Genomic DNA, 15112 nt, shown 5'->3' with positions numbered 1-15112 from the left:
CGGGACAGGGTGGGGGAGAGGCCCGACGGGATTCATACGGGATGAAATTGACTTGCGTCCAACGTGATTGCCTTCCGTTGTCCCCTCTCCCCCTGTGGGACTCAGAGAGCTGCGCAGCAGAGAGGGAGGGAGGAGCGAAGCGACGGAAGGGTGAGGGGGCCACCGGGCGACTCCGAATGTTTTGGAATCACTTGAATCCCGTATCAGGTGCTGCCCCGGTGTCCCCTTCGCCTTCCCGCTCACGCTGTCGCACCGGGAGAGGACGGGAGCGTCCCGCGTAGGCCGGAGGAGGCGACTGCACTTCAACAGGTTCAGGTCGTCGGGTGACCGCTGCCGCAAGTTCTGTCCAGGCCATGGAAAACCGCCCCCGATGGTCCGGGAGCGGTTCGTGGCGTGAGGCTGTGGGTTCAGGCGGTCGTCTGCGGCATGGGCTGGGTCTGTCCGCCCACGCGGCTGACCGCCTCGCGCACGACGTCCCCGGTGATGAGTTCCTGCGTCAGCAGGGCGTCGGCAACCTCGTGCATGGCCTGCTGGTACTCGGTGACGAGTTCACGGGCGCGTTCGAACGCGCGGGTCAGGATGCGCTTGACGTCCTCGTCGACCAGCTGGCTGGTGTGCTCGCTGAATGCCTTGGGTTTCGCCATGTCCTCGCCCAGGAACACGGGGCCGCTGTCGGTCGTGAGGGCCATGTTCTTGAAGTTGTCGCCCATGCCCCACTCGAGGACCATCTTGCGGGCGATGTTGGTGGCCTTGCGGAAGTCGTCCGCGGCGCCGCTGGTCACGCTGCCCATGAAGACTTCCTCGGCGGCGCGGCCGCCCAGCGCGACGATCAGCTGGTTCTCCAGGCGTTCCTTGCTCATCAGGACCTGCTCTTCGGGCAGGTAGAACGCGGCGCCCAGCGCGCGGCCGCGCGGGATGATGCTGACCTTCTGGAGTTTGTCGCTGCCGGGGATGACGGCGGCGGTGACGGCGTGTCCGGCCTCGTGGTAGGCGATGGCCTTCTTCTCCTGGTCGCTGATCGTCAGAGATCCGTTCTCCAGGCCCAGGGTGATCTTGTCCAGCGCGCGGTAGAAGTCGCTCATGTCGATCTGGGTCTTGCCGACGCGGGCGGCTTCCAGCGCGGCCTCGTTCGTGACGTTCTTCAGGTCGGCGCCGCTGAAGTACGGCGTGCTCTTGGCGATCTCGGGCACGTCCACGCCGCTCGCCATGGGCTTGTTGCGCAGGTGGACCTTCAGGATCGCCTCGCGTTCCTTGAGGTTCGGCAGGTCGATGGTCACCTGACGGTCGAAGCGGCCGGGACGCAGCAGGGCCGGGTCGAGGACGTCGGGGCGGTTGGTGGCGCCCAGCACGATGACGCTGCTGCTCTTGTCGAAGCCGTCCATCTCCGAGAGGATCTGGTTGAGGGTCTGTTCGCGCTCGTCGTGCCCGCCGCCGATGCCCGCGCCACGCTTGCGGCCGATGGAGTCGATCTCGTCGATGAACATGATGGCGGGCGCGCTCTTGCGGGCGTCCTCGAACAGCGTGCGGACGCGGCTGGCGCCGACCCCGACGAACATCTCCATGAACTCGGAGGCGCTGACGCTGAAGAAGGGCACGTCGGCTTCACCGGCGATCGCGCGGGCCAGCAGCGTCTTACCGGTGCCGGGAGGGCCGACGAGCAGCACGCCCTTGGGGATTTCCGCGCCGATCTGGTGGTACTTGCCGGGGTTCTTCAGGAAGTCCACGACCTCCACGAGTTCCCGCTTGGCTTCCTCGTGCCCGGCCACGTCGGTGAACTTGGTGGGCACGCGGTTTTCCTTGCCGTACTTCTTGGCCTTGCTCTGCCCGAACTGCATGACGCCGCTCTGGCCGCCCTGGGCACGCATGAAGAAGAAGTACATCATGCCGAACAGCAGGATGATCGGCAGGAAGTTCAGCAGGATCCCCAGCCACTGGCTGGGCTGCTCGAAGCGCAGGTCCACGCCCTGCTGCTGCATCTGGGTGATCAGGCTGGTGTCGGGCGTCGCCTGGCTGCTGGGCAGGCGCACGCTGAAGTCCTTGATCTCGCGCTCCTGCGGGCCGCTGGCGGTGTTCACCTCGACGGAGGTGGGCTGCTTGAGGGTCACGTTCGCGTTGTTCTCGCGGACGATGACGCGCTCGACCTGCCCGCCTTCCAGCAGGGACTTGAATTGGGTGTAGTTCACGCTGGAGCGCCCGCTCAGGGGAGCCTGCGAGAACATCAGGAACAGGGCCAGGACGAACAGGACGATCAGCCAGGGATTGAGCCGTTTCAAGAACAGGTCCTCCGGAGGGAGAGAAGAGGGTGAATGGGGCGAGGTGGGGGGCAGGCCCCCGCTGAAGTTGAGTCTACCAGACTCAAGGTGTGTGAAATTGTCCCGCCGCACACCTGCGCTTTAGGGATTGACAACCTTCACGCGCCGCGCAGCCCACCACCCCAGCCCCACCAGCAGCGCCGCCACAGCCGCCGTCCAGCCCACCAGCAGCAGCACCGGCAGGAAGTTCAGCAGGATCCCCAGCCACTGGGTGGGCTGCTCGAAGCGCAGGTCCACATTCCGCTCCTGCATGAGCGACACCAGGGTGGTGTCGGATGTGGCCAGCTCACCTGGGACCCGTACCCGGACCTCCCGCACGTCCCGTGTCACTGGGCCGCCCGGCGTCAGCACACGCACGGGCAAACCCTGGTTCAGCGTCACGGTCGCCGTCTCACCCCGCACGACCACCCGCTCCACCTGCCCGGCCTCCAGCAACGACCGGAACTCCGCGAACGGCACGACCTGCGCCCGCGCGCCCGACCACCACGACACGCCCCACACGCCCAGCGCCGCCAGTAGCACCAGTCCCAGAAGGCCCAATGCCAGCACGCCGCCCGCCACGGTCCCCCACGCTCCACGTCGTCTCATTCCCCCATGACACCCCGAAGGGGCGCGGCATGCAAGCGACCAAAGGTGCAGGCAGTCCGCCCCTGTGGGCGCGCGTGCCGTATCCTGACGGGGAATGATTGACGTGGCCACCACCTGGCAGCAAGTGTGCGAGGCGCTCGCCGGCGGCGACTACGAGCAGGCCTTCGGCGTGCTGGACGCCGCCATGCGCGAAGCCCACCGCCCCGAACGCGCCCGCCTGACCCTCCTGCTCGGCAGCCTGCACGCCCTGTACGGCGACGCTGCCACCACCGACCTGGGCGCCGCGCTGCGCGAGGCCCGCACCATCGACCCCAGCCTGCGCGAGGACGCCCTGTACCAGGCGCTCATGGCGGAACTCGACGCCCGCACCCGCGGCCCCGACGCCGCCCCGCCCAGTGCCGCCGTCCGCGAGGCGACCGACCCGCTGGCCCGCTTCCACGCGCTGTGCGCCCTGGTCCTGATGGACGAGGGGCAGGCGGCGCTGGACATCCACCTCCCGGCGTCCGACCTGCCCGTGCACCTGCGCTGGCGCCTGCGCTCCTGGGAGGCCGAGGCGAACGAGGGCCTGGGCCAGACCGCCGACGCCGCGAACCTGTACGGCGAGGCCGCGCACCTCGCGCAGGGCCTGAACCGCGCCGTGATGCTCCAGGAGCAGGCGGCGCTGCAACTGCAACTGGGGCAGCCCGAGGCCGCGAAGAACACCCTGGATCAGGCGCGCCTGCTGTACCCCACCCGCCCCGGCCCGCACGACGCCGAGGACGCCGGACTGAACCTCGCCACGTGGCACTACCTGCGCGCGCAGGCCCTGCTGAACCTGGGCCAGCCGGACGCCGCGCACGACATGATCCGCGAGGCCGCCCGCCTGGAAGCGCAGCACGGCGACCCCAGCTACGGCGTCGCCCTGGTGCGCGGTCAGGTCCTGACCCACCTGGGCCGCCAGCAGGACGCCCTGAACGCCTTCGAGGACGCCCTGAAGCTCGCCACGGAAGCCGACCGCCCCTACGCGAACCACGAACTGGGCGTCGCCCTGCTGGACCTCGACCGCCCCGTGGACGCCCGCGAGAAACTCGAAGCCGTGCTGGCCGACCCCGAGTACCCCTACCAGCCGGAGGTGCTGGCCGACATCGCCGAGTGCGACTACCGCCTGGGCCGCCTGCAGGAGGCGCAGCTGGAGGCCGAGCAGGCCCTCGCGCAGGGCGCCGTGATTCCCGCCAGCCTCGTGCTGGGCAGCGTCGCGCTGGACTACTTCCAGCTGGACGAGGCGCTCGAACACTACTACCGCGTCCTGCGCGAGGCCGCGCCCGAGAGCCGCGACTGGGTCACCGCGCACCAGATGGCCGCCGACGTCATGGCCCAGCAGGGCTTCCCCGACCCGGCCGCCGCATACGCGCACGCCCAGCAGGCGCTGGCCCACACGCCTGACAGCGACGACTGGCACGTCACGTTGCAGGAGCACCTGCGCAAGGCCGAGGCGCTCCTGTCCCAGCAGGGCGGCACCGGCGGCCGCATGCTGAACTGAGCGCAGGGGGGAGGCTCCCGGCTATGCGCCATGGGCTATGAGGAGAAGAGTGGACGCTCCGGCTGTCGCTTGCCCTCAGAACTCATGGCTCATACGGACTCCGATTGAATGGACTGCAAAGGCCGTTCAATCCGAGCGGATGCGAGTAGGAGCAGGGCGGGTTCCGGAAGTGAAGCTGGCAATCCGGTGAAGTTCCGGATTGTCAGCGAAACAAACGGAATCCGTATCAGAGCTCCTTCTCCCAGGTGATCCACATGCGTTCCACGCGGTAGCCCAGGCGGGTGTTCACGCGCAGCATGGGGAGGTTCAGGACGGTGCCGCCCGTCCCGGCGTGCATGTGCCCCGCCCCCTGCGCCCAGGTGAGCGCGTGGGCTTTCAGGGCGGTCATGATGCCCCTGCGGCGGTGGTCGGGGTGGGTGACGCTGCTCTCGCTGTCCACTTCGTGTCCGCGTGGGGTGAGGCGGGTCAGGGCGACGATCTGGCCGCGCCAGCGCGTGACGAACGCGGCCTCCTCCCGCCGGATGACGTCGCGCAGACTGTCCCGCGTGAGGGGATCGGGGGTGGTCGTGGGGTTGCGGGGCTGATCACGCACCCCGGTCTGATACAGGGTGTAGAGGGTGTCCCAGTCGGCGTCCGGTGCGTCCGGACTGAGGCGTTCGGGTTCGTAACCGGCGAGGAACAGTCGCTCCTGCAACGCCTCGAAGGGCGCGGGGTCGAAGGCGCGCAGGTCGAGGTGCGCGCCCCAGGACTGCCACGCGTTCCGGAAGCCCGCGGCTGCGAAGAAGGTCATCTGCTCGGTGAAGTCCTCGCGAGTGACGCCCAGCACACGCCGGAAGCCGGAGGGCGCCTCGGCCAGCTGCGCCAGCAGCAGCGGCGTGAACGATGCCCCGTCCCCGGCGACGTCCAGCCGCAGCGCGTCCGGCACGCCCTCGCCGAACGGCGCGAGGCGCGCGGTGGCGACCACCAAGCCGCCCTGCTCGGCGACGAGACGGGTGGGGCGGGTGCCGGGCTGTGCCTCCCGGAACTGTGCTGGGGTGTAGGTCCAGTGGCCGCGCACACTCTCGGTCACGAGGCGGGCGACGGCTGAGGCATCCGCCGCGCGGAACGGACGGAGGTGGGGCAGGTGATCAGTCGGGTGGGGGGCGTGGGTCATGCGCTCACTGTGCGCTGGCGTGTGGGCGCGGCGCGAATCGCGCGGGTACGCCATCTGGCCTATCCGGCATGAAGGGAGGTTCAAGGGTGATTGCATGTCGGCTCAGTGAGTATTCACGGAAGAACTTGCGCCTATTCTGCTTGTGGCGTATTCTGTTGTCACCGGAATGGAGGTGCCGATGGTGCGCCTGCTCCCCAGGACGGATGGCCCAGACCCCGACTGTTCCCCGCTCCCGCGCTGCCGGGAGCGCTTCTCTTGGGGAGTGTTCCCGCGTGGGTTCACGCTTGAGTCTAGAAAGCGCCAAAAAGTGTACACGGTACACATACTCTTCTCGGGGTAGGATGACGGCATGTCCAGCGACATCCCACAGCTGAGCGTCAACACCATCCGCACCCTGAGCATCGACGGCGTGCAGGCCGCCAACAGCGGCCACCCCGGCGCGCCCCTGGGCGCCGCGCCCATGGCGTACGTCGTCTGGCAGGACTACCTGCGCTTCAACCCCGTTCACCCGGAATGGCCCGGCCGCGACCGCTTCGTGCTGTCCGCCGGGCACGCCAGCATGCTCATCTACAGCCTGCTGCACCTCACCGGCTACGACCTCTCGCTGGACGAACTGAAGAACTTCCGTCAGTGGGGCAGCAAGACCCCCGGCCACCCCGAGTTCTTCCACACCCCCGGCCTGGACGCCACCACCGGCCCCCTCGGCCAGGGCGCCGCGATGACGGTCGGCATGGCGATGGCCGAGGCGCACCTCGCCGCGCGCTACAACCGCCCCGAGTTCCCCATCTTCGACAACCACACCTACGCCATCCTGGGCGACGGTGACCTGCAGGAAGGCGTGAACCACGAGGCCGCCGCGTTGGCCGGGCACCTGCGCCTGAACAAACTGATCTGGCTGCACGACGACAACCAGGTGCAGCTCGACACCGCCACCTTCAAGGCCGAGAGCGACGACGTGGCTGCCCGCTACGTCGCCTACGGCTGGAACGTCCTGAAGGTCGCCGACGGCAACGATCTGGACCAGATCCGCGCCGCCGTGAAGGAAGCGCAGACCAGTGACCGCCCCACCCTGATCCAGGTCCGCACCGTGATCGGCTTCGGCAGCCCCCGCGCGGGCACCAGCAAGGCCCATGGCGAACCCCTGGGCGCCGAGGGTGTGGCGGAAACCAAGGCCGCACTCGGCTGGGACTACCCCGCCTTCACCGTGCCTGACGAGGTCAAGGCCCACATGGACGCCCGTGAACGCGGCGCGAAACTGGAAGCCGAGTGGAACGACCTGATGGACGGCTACCGCGCCGCGCACCCCGAACTGGCCGCCGAAGTCGACGCCATGCTCAAGCGCGAACTGCCCGCGAACCTCGCCGACGCGCTCCCCAGCTACGAGGTGGGCGGCAAGGGCGTCGCCACCCGCAACGCCAGCGGTGAAGTCATCAACGCCCTGGCGAAGGTCCTCCCCGGCCTGATGGGCGGATCGGCCGACCTGAGCGGCAGCACGAAGACCACCATCAAGGACGGCGGCGAGATGCAGAGCGGCAGCATGGCCGGACGCAACGTCCTGTTCGGCGTGCGTGAATTCGGTATGGCCGCCGCCGCGAACGGCCTGAGCCTCTACGGCGGCCTGCACCCCATGGTCGGCACGTTCCTGGTGTTCGCGGACTACCTCAAGCCCGCCTTCCGCCTCAGCGCCATCCAGATGCAGCCCGTCACGTACGTCCTCACGCACGACAGCATCGGCCTGGGCGAGGACGGCCCCACCCACCAGCCCATCGAGCAGATCGCCATGCTCCGCGCCGTCCCCGGCGCCCACGTCATCCGCCCCGCCGACGCCAACGAAACCGCCGCCGCGTGGCAGATGGCCCTCGAATACGACAAGGGCCCCACCGCCCTGGCCCTCACCCGCCAGGACCTCCCGATCCTGCCCCGCAACCACGCGGGCGTGAAGAAGGGCGCCTACGTCGTCCGCGACGCAGACGGCGCGCAGGTCATCCTGATCGCCTCCGGCAGCGAGGTCAGCCTCGCCCTCGACTCCGCCGAGGCCCTGGCCGCCGAGGGCATCCAGGCGCGCGTCGTCAGCATGCCCTGCATGGAAGTCTTCCGCACCCAGGACCGCAGCTACCGCGACAGCGTCCTCACCCCCGGCGTCAAACGCGTCGCCATCGAGGCCGCCGCCAAGAGCCCCTGGTACGAATGGGTCGGCACCGACGGCGCCGTCATCGGCATGGACACCTTCGGCGCCAGCGCGCCCGCCAGCGTCCTGTTCGAGAAGTTCGGCTTCAGCGTCCAGAACGTCAGCAAGGTCGTCAAGAGCATCCTGTAAGGGATTTCACGAGAGGGAGGCGGGACGCGTGGGGAAGACCCCCGGCGCGTCCCGCCTCTCCTGCTGGAATTACAGCTGCGCCTGGGCGTAGGTGGTGGCGAGGTCGGGGCGGCCCGCCTCGATCAGCGCCTTATCCCGGATGCGGCACGAGTCGCACACCCCGCACGGCTCCGCCCCACCCTGGTAGCAGCTCCACGTCACGTCGATCGGCACGCCCACCGCCAGCGCCTCGCGCACGATGTCCGCCTTCGTCAGCTCCGCCAGGGGCGCCGTCAGCACCGCCCCGCGACCCTCCAGCCCCGCCTTCGTCGCCAGGTCTGCCAGCGTCTGGTACGCCGCGAGGTATTCCGGCCGGCAGTCCGGGTACCCGCTGTAATCCACCGCGTTGATCCCCAGGAACACCCGCTCCGCATCAATCGCTTCCGCGAGACTCAGGCCCACGGCAATAAAGACCGTGTTCCGCCCCGGCACGTACGTCGGCGGAATCACGCCATCTTCCGTGCCGTCCGTCGGCACCACCATCGACTCGTCCGTCAGCGCACTCCCCCCGAACGACCCGATGTTGATGTCGATCACCCGGTGCACGGCCCCGAAGTGCGCCGCGACCGTCGCCGCCCGCTCCAGTTCCACCGTGTGCCGCTGCCCGTACCGGAACGACAGCGCCGTGCACGCGTACCCGTCGCGGGTCGCCATGCCCAGCACCGTGCTCGAATCCAATCCGCCCGACAGCAGCACCACCGCGCGCTTCTTCCCTTCCGTCATGTCCAATCCTCCGGTGGGGTTCACCCCCACCCAGCCTCCCCCTCAAGGGGAAGGAGAAACAGCGTGATTCAGGCCGCAGTGCCTACAACCCACAACCCACATCCCGTTCAGTACCCGAGTGCCGCGTTTCCGCCGAGGGGGATCAGGCGTTTGTCGCTGTGCGCGTCGAGGTCGTCGGCGCGGTACAGCTTGTGCATCTGGTACCCGGCCCGCAGGCGCGGGTTCTCCTTCACCGCCTGCGTGATCGCGTTCAGGACGGTCAGGTCCCGTTCGCGGGCCTTGCTCCACTCGGGGTGCAGCCAGATCACCGCGTCCTCCCTCAGGCCGGTCAGGGTGTCCAGTCCGGCCTGAATGTCGCCCGGTTCGTGGACGATGATCTTCACCTCGTCCGCGACCGCCACGACGCCCGGCAGCGGGGGCTGCCCGAAGGGTTTCGGGGACAGCGTCACCCAGTCCAGCGCGCCGCGCAGGGGCGCGATGCCGCTCGTCTCGATGTGGACGCGGCGACCCAGGGCGTGCAGGGCCTCCGTCAGGGGCGCGAGGTCGAACAGGATCGGCTCGCCCCCCGTGATCACCACGACCGCGCCGTCCGGACTCTCGGCCCGCACCACGTCGGCCAGTTCGCCTTCGCTCATCAGGGTCACGCCGTCCGGGCGGTACTCCCGGTGCCACGTTCCGGCGCTGTCGCACCAGGGGCAGGCCTGGGGGCAACCGTACAGGCGGATGAAGTACGCCGCGCGGCCCAGGTGCACCCCCTCGCCCTGCCAGGTGTAGAACCGCTCATAGACTGGGTACTTCACCCGATTACTCCCAGTACTCGCAACTGCTGTCCGGCGTCTCCCACAGGGTCACGTGCAGGCGCAGGTCCGCGCCGTCGTCGTCCTCGGGCAGGTCGGCGCGCACGCGGTCCATGGTCTTGCGGTGGATGTACGCGGCGATGACCTCGGCGGTGGTGTCGTCGCCCAGGTCGGGGAGGTCGTTCAGGTACGCGTGGTCCAGGCCGCCGGCGTCGACGTCCTTCTTGGCCCATTTGAGGGTCTTGAAGTCCGCGACCATGATGGCGCGCTTGACATGCGCACTGGGCCGGAGGCGGTCACTGGTGAGTTCCATCCGCACGCGGTACGTGTGCCCGTGCAGGCGGCCGCAGGGGCCGTCGTAGCCGGTGATCACGTGCGCCGAATCGAACGTGAATTCCGACGTCAGTTTCCACGGCATCCGCTTACGCCCCCTGGTGGTCGGGCGCGACGTACTTCACGGTGCAGATCGTGTTCAGACCCCCACGCATGCCGTAATCGCAGCGGATCTCCATGCTCAGGGGATTGAGCAGATTCACCAGATCCGCCAGCACCCGCCGGGTCGCGTGCTCGTGGTAGATGCCCACGAACCGGTAGCTGGTCAGGTAGTACTTCAGGCTCTTGAGTTCCACGCACGCCTCGCGCGGCAGGTACCGGATCTCCAGGCGGCCGAAGTCCGGCAGGCCACTCCAGGGGCACACCGGGCTGAACTCGTCCGTCACGATCTCGATCTGCATCGGCTCGCCCGGGTAGCGGACCGGGTCGTCCTCGCGGATGTGCGGGAAGGTACCCAGCACCGCCACGTCGATGGCGTCGAGGCCCTGCACGTCGTAGCGGCGGTCAAAACCAGGGTTCTGGGGTCCGCAGTCGGCCCCGGCAGTCACGTTCGTCATAGTCTTTCCTCCCGGCAGGCCCGCACCCTGAACGGCGCGGACCTGGGGTGACAGCACAGGTCACCCGGTTGTGGGAGTCCGCACCCGCAGGCGCGACCTCAACCGCGCATTATCCACAACTCCATGCATGACCGCCAGGGGGCGCGGAACAAACGCGCGCAGGCCCCCGGCAGGGGAGAGGACTCAGCCCGCCGCCTGCGCCAGTGCCGCGGCGCGGCGCAGGATGCCCAGCAGCAGCCCGGACTCCCAGAAGCCCAGGCGCGAGCCGTCACTGAACCGCTCCTGCCGCGCGAAGATCGTCAGCAGCCGCGCCAGCTGCGTGGGGGTCGCGCGGGCCAGCACCGCCGGGTCGTCCCGCAGGGCGCGTGCCTCGGGCGACTGCGCCCACTGTGGCCACTGAAACCGCTCGTCCCCATGCACCCACCCGAACTCGTCCAGCGTGCGCAGCAGCCGCGCCACCTGTGGGTCGTACGCGTACCCGCGCATCTGAATGCCGCCGTCCGGCAGGACCACGGCAGGCGGCTGGCCGTCCGTGAAGCGGAACGCCGGGTCCGCCATGACGGGCAGGAACGCCGCGACGGCGCGCAGGGCTTCAGGCGTGAACTGTGGCGGCATGCTGCCCAGCATCGCCCGCGCGCATGAGCACACGGAAAACCCCCACCGCGTGGGTGGGGGCTTCTTTGGTGGTGGCCAGGGCCGGACTTGAACCGGCGACCCAACGATTTTCAGTCGTTTGCTCTACCAGCTGAGCTACCTAGCCTTCCTTGGCGGTCCGGACGGGATTTGAACCCGCGACCTTCTGCGTGACAGGCAGATATGCTAACCGCTACACTACCGGACCGTGCCTTGAAGGGGCTGCAAAAGCAGCGGGGTTAAGGATAGCGGCGCGTTTCACGGTTGTCAATGCGTGCGGGTGCGGGTGGGGTCAGAAGGGGACGGCGCGAACGTTCCGGACGGGGTGTTCCTGGCCGGGGTCGAGCAGCAGTTCCAGGTACTCGCGGGCGTGCAGCGCGTCGATCATGGCGAGGTGGTGGTCCTCGTCGAGGTGGATGCCGCCGTCGATCTGGGTGTGGCCGTACACGCCGTAGTCGAGTCCGGCCATGCGGACGTACTCGGGGGATTCGCGGAACCAGCGTTTGGGGGCGTGGTCGGCGTAGAACAGGTCGTCGTAGTGCGCGTGGGCGGGCAGCGGGGAGACGTGCGCGAACTGGACGGTGCCGACGCGGATCTCGCGCGGGAAGCTGCGCATCCACGCGGCGAGGTGGTCGGGGAGGATCAGGCCGCCGTGGTCCGGGTCGAATTCCACGTGGACCATGCCGCCGCTGGTGCCCAGGACGTAGCTGGTGTTCAGGACGGCGTCGTCGTGGTTGCCGAGGATGATGTGCACGGCGTGCGGCGCGGCGTCCTGGTACGCCTTGAGTCGTTCCAGGTGGCGGATCTGTTCGCGCGCGGCGAGGAACAGGTGGTCCGGGTTCTTGTGGTCGAAGCGGGGCAGGCCGGTGAGGCGGGCGTAGTCGCGGTCGTTCTTGGGGTGGACGAGGTCGCCGATCAGGACGACCTGGAACAGTCCGGCCTGCACGGGCGGGGTGGGCAGGCCGTCGGGCGTGGCGCAGCTGGCGGCGCGCAGCGCGGTCCACAGGAGGTCGAAGTCGGCGTGGACGTCTCCGAAAGCGAGGAATTTACGCATGGGGTCAGCCTTTCAGGAGGGCGTGGAGGTCCTTGTAGATGGCGCGGCTTTCTTCCAGCGTCTCGCCGTAGCCGCGCATGAGGATGCGGGCGGCTTCCCCGCCGCGCCCGGCGACTTTCAGCTGCTCCAGCAGGTCCTCGATGTGCCGCCGGGCTTTTTCCATCTGCGGGTCGCGGGGCGGTTGCGGTGGGAGGGGACGTTCGGCGGCGGGCGGTGGGGTGGGCGTGTCGGTTTCCAGTTCGCTGGTGTTCGCGCCGTCCTCCGGGTCGTACTCGACCCAGACCGGGTCGCTGGTGGGCGTCACGCCGTACGCACGGGCGAGGTCGGCCAGGGCGGCCAGTTTGGCGTCCTGAAGGGTGTGCGCGGTGGCGAGGCCCTCACGGGTGGCGCCGAGGACGCTCAGGCGGGCACGGACGATGGGCGGCGCGGGGTGGTCGCACGCCCAGGTCAGGCTCCAGCCGGGGTCGATCGCGTCGAGCTGCGGGGCGAGCACGTCGAGGTCGGGGGCGAGGGTCACGCGGGCCTGGTCGTCCCGGACGGTCAGGGTGGCCCAGGCGGTCATGCTGGCGCGCAGGGCGTCGCGCACGCGGTGAGGTTCGGCCATACCGCAGTCTACCTACTGCCCGGCCGGGTGGAGGGTGAGGGTCTGCGTGTTTCCCCAGTCGGCGGCCCTGGTGCTCATGGGCAGGTACTGCCCGTCGATCCAGCGGTTCATCTGGTCGGTCGCGTGCGGGGCCAGGGGACTGCCCGCCTGCCCCAGGCTGCCGATGTACAGGCTGCGGTCGGGGTCGCTGAGGTCCACGATCTGGCGGTAGCTGGCGCCGTGCGTCTGCGAGAAGGTGCCGTGTTCGGGCCGGGCGACGTTCACGGTGTTCGTCCCGCCGGGGGTGGGCGCGTGGTGGTTGAACAGCCACGCCAGGGCGCCCACCTTCCCGAACGCGCGGTGGTTGCTGGCGACCTGATGCAGCTTCCCGTACGTCCAGCCGGTCATGTCGTCCCCCAGGCGGGCCTGCAGGTCACCCAGGGCGGCGTCCAGCGTGCGGGTCAGCAGGGCCGCGCAGTCCCCCTGGCCGCCCCGCGCGCACAGTTCCCCACCGCCGCGCAGCTGGTTCAGGACGGACAGGCTGTTCATGGTGGTCGCGTCGTTCAGTTCGTCGCGGGCCATCTCCTGCAGCTGCATCAGCCACGCCTCGAACAGCAGGGCGCCCTGGCTGCCGGTGGTCATGCTGCCGTCCCAGCCCTGCAGGGTGCCCAGCGCCTGCCGGGCGCGGTCACTGCCGGGCTTCGTGGCCAGCAGGATGGGCCGGAAGTCCTCCCAGACGAGGCTTCGGGTGTCGAGCTGGGTGCGCTGCACGTCCGCCACGCTCAGTTTCGGGGTGGCGGTCAGCAGGTCCGTGATGCGCCGCGCGCGGTACGGTTCGGCCCAGTTGCGGGCGTTGCCCAGCAGGTACGGGTACCCGTCGGGGACGACCTTGTTGTTCGCGGTGACGACCAGACCGTCGGCGGGGTTGAAGGTGTGGGGCAGCGCCTCGAAGGGAACGTATCCGCGCCACTCGCGGCTGCCGTCGCCGGGGACGGGCACGCTGCCGTCCCAGCCCTCGCGGATGGGCACGCGGCCCGGCGCGTAGTACCCGGTGTTGCCGTCCACGTCGGCGTACACGAAGTTCTGGCTGGGCCCCACGTACCGTGAGAGCGCCTGCGTGAAGTCCGGCCAGTTCTGCGCGTAGTTCAGGCCCAGGAAGGCGTCCATGGTGGTGTCGCCCGGTTGTAGTGCCGTCCACTTCAGCGCCACGCGCGGCCCGGCGTCCGCGAAGTTCAGGCCGCCGCCCCCGTTGTCGCTGATGACCGGGCCGTGCGCGCTCTCGCGGACGGTGATGGTCACGTCCTCTTTGCCCTTGACCTTGATCACCTCCGGTCGGCTGGTGAGCTTCGCGTCCTCGGGTTCCACGTACAGGTCCTGCACGTCGGGGTTCATGTTCGTCACGCCCCACGCGACCCGTTCGTTGCGGCCGATCACGATGGCCGGGAGGCCCGGGATGCTCGCCCCGATGGCCTTCAGGTCCCTGCCCTGCACGTCCGCGAGGTACCACAGCATCGGCGCGGTCAGCGCGAGGTGCGGGTCGTCCGCCAGGATGGGTTTCCCGGTCGTGGTGCGCGATCCGGCGATCACCCAGTCGTTGCTGCCCTTCCCGGGAACCTGCTGCATGCCCAGTGCCTCGGCGGCCCGCAGGTGCGCCCGCAGCGCCGTGACCGTCGCCTCCGGCAGGCTGGGTGAGGCCGAGGTGGTGCCGCCCCGCGGCGCGGCGTTCTCCTCGCCCACCTCGTCCGCGCTGAGGATCGTGGGAGCACCCGCCGGGTACGGCGCGGTGACCTGATCCAGGCCGCCCGTCCCCAGTCGCCGCGCGACGTGCGCGTTCAGCACCTCGTCGTCGTAGTTGCCGCCCAGATCGAAGGCCATCAGCTTGCTCCAGGACACCGTGTCCACGTCCTGCCAGGGCTCCGGCGTGTAGCCCAGGATCCGGAATTCCAGCGCGGTCTTCCCGCGTCCCTGCGCGGCGTTCACACCCGCCGTGTACGCCGCGATCAGGCGGCGCGACCGCGCGTCCAGGGCGGGCAGGGCACTCTGCGCGGCCCGCTGGAAGCCCCAGGTGCGCAGGAATTTGTCCTGCGGCAGCGCGGCCTCGCCCAGCACCTCCGCCAGTCGGCCCTGCGCCACGCGGCGCTGGAAATCCATCTGCCACGCGCGGTCCTGCCAGTGCACGAAGCCCAGCGCGAACACCGCGTCCTCGTCCGTCTGCGCGCGGATGTGCGGCACCCCCCACGCGTCGCGCGTGACCTGCACAGTCCCACCCAGGCCCGGCAGGTCCACGTTCCCGGCCCGCTGCGGTTCGCTGCTCAGGCGCAGCCACGCATACGCGCCGCCGCCCGCCGCGCCCAGCAGCAGCAGCGCGCCCAGCGTCCCGGTCGCCACGCGGCGACCCCACGATCCCTTCCGCCGCAGCGGACCAGCCGTTCCCTTGTTCATGTGACCCGCGCAGCATAGCCCCGCGCCGCCGGGCCGCGCCAAACCGCGCGGTGGGGGTATGG

General features: G+C 69.5%; 13 protein-coding genes and 2 tRNA genes. 2 read left to right on the top strand and 13 right to left on the bottom strand.

Features of this window, described 5'->3' with window-relative positions; genetic code table 11:
* Positions 1-407: 407 nt before the first annotated feature.
* Positions 408-2273, bottom strand: a complete 1866-nt coding sequence (gene ftsH / locus EXW95_RS10920; protein ID WP_174367481.1) for an ATP-dependent zinc metalloprotease FtsH — start codon at positions 2271-2273, stop codon at positions 408-410.
* 120 nt (positions 2274-2393) lie between these two features.
* Complete coding sequence (locus EXW95_RS10915; protein ID WP_174367480.1) at positions 2394-2900, bottom strand: ATP-dependent metallopeptidase FtsH/Yme1/Tma family protein; 507 nt, start codon at positions 2898-2900, stop codon at positions 2394-2396.
* A 94-nt stretch (positions 2901-2994) separates the two neighbouring features.
* Between EXW95_RS10915 and EXW95_RS10910 the strand changes: the two genes are divergently transcribed.
* Positions 2995-4419, top strand: coding sequence for a hypothetical protein (locus EXW95_RS10910; RefSeq protein ID WP_174367479.1), 1425 nt, complete (start codon positions 2995-2997; stop codon positions 4417-4419).
* A gap of 226 nt (positions 4420-4645) precedes the next feature.
* Here EXW95_RS10910 and EXW95_RS10905 read toward each other — a convergent pair whose 3' ends face one another.
* A complete protein-coding gene (locus EXW95_RS10905; RefSeq protein WP_174367478.1) occupies positions 4646-5572 on the bottom strand; it encodes a GNAT family N-acetyltransferase in 927 nt (308 codons plus the stop codon).
* A gap of 349 nt (positions 5573-5921) precedes the next feature.
* On the opposite strand from EXW95_RS10905, the gene tkt reads away from it, so the two are divergent.
* Positions 5922-7889: a transketolase gene (tkt, locus tag EXW95_RS10900; RefSeq protein WP_174367477.1), complete on the top strand. Its 1968-nt coding sequence runs from the start codon at positions 5922-5924 to the stop codon at positions 7887-7889.
* 69 nt (positions 7890-7958) lie between these two features.
* Here the strand turns inward: tkt and queC are convergent, their stop codons facing one another.
* From queC to EXW95_RS10850, 10 genes are all read right to left on the bottom strand, one after another.
* On the bottom strand, positions 7959-8651 hold the full coding sequence (queC, locus tag EXW95_RS10895) for a 7-cyano-7-deazaguanine synthase QueC (protein WP_174367476.1): 693 nt from the start codon (positions 8649-8651) through the stop codon (positions 7959-7961).
* 107 nt (positions 8652-8758) lie between these two features.
* Positions 8759-9451, bottom strand: a complete 693-nt coding sequence (locus EXW95_RS10890; protein ID WP_174367475.1) for a 7-carboxy-7-deazaguanine synthase QueE — start codon at positions 9449-9451, stop codon at positions 8759-8761.
* 4 nt (positions 9452-9455) lie between these two features.
* Positions 9456-9866 (bottom strand): 6-carboxytetrahydropterin synthase, encoded by a 411-nt coding sequence (locus EXW95_RS10885; RefSeq protein WP_174367474.1) that lies wholly within the window; start codon positions 9864-9866, stop codon positions 9456-9458.
* A gap of 4 nt (positions 9867-9870) precedes the next feature.
* Entirely contained in the window at positions 9871-10338 is a 468-nt protein-coding gene (gene queF / locus EXW95_RS10880; protein ID WP_160976175.1) for a preQ(1) synthase, read from the bottom strand.
* Positions 10339-10521: 183 nt separating this feature from the next.
* Complete coding sequence (locus EXW95_RS10875; RefSeq protein WP_174367473.1) at positions 10522-10953, bottom strand: DUF6508 domain-containing protein; 432 nt, start codon at positions 10951-10953, stop codon at positions 10522-10524.
* Positions 10954-11022: 69 nt separating this feature from the next.
* Positions 11023-11098: transfer RNA gene (locus EXW95_RS10870), tRNA-Phe, on the bottom strand.
* Between the two features lie 5 nt (positions 11099-11103).
* A tRNA-Asp gene (locus EXW95_RS10865) sits at positions 11104-11179 on the bottom strand.
* Positions 11180-11263: 84 nt separating this feature from the next.
* Entirely contained in the window at positions 11264-12025 is a 762-nt protein-coding gene (locus tag EXW95_RS10860; protein WP_174367472.1) for a metallophosphoesterase, read from the bottom strand.
* Between the two features lie 4 nt (positions 12026-12029).
* The gene (locus EXW95_RS10855) at positions 12030-12629 is read right to left on the bottom strand and encodes a single-stranded DNA-binding protein (RefSeq protein ID WP_174367471.1); all 600 of its coding nucleotides are present in this window, start codon (positions 12627-12629) and stop codon (positions 12030-12032) included.
* A 12-nt stretch (positions 12630-12641) separates the two neighbouring features.
* Complete coding sequence (locus EXW95_RS10850; protein WP_174367470.1) at positions 12642-15050, bottom strand: penicillin acylase family protein; 2409 nt, start codon at positions 15048-15050, stop codon at positions 12642-12644.
* Positions 15051-15112 lie beyond the last annotated feature (62 nt).

This window comes from Deinococcus sp. JMULE3 (assembly GCF_013337115.1).
In the GTDB taxonomy this organism is placed as follows: domain Bacteria; phylum Deinococcota; class Deinococci; order Deinococcales; family Deinococcaceae; genus Deinococcus.
Note: the sequence above shows the minus strand (reverse complement) of the source record. Positions and strands in the feature narration are given on the sequence as shown.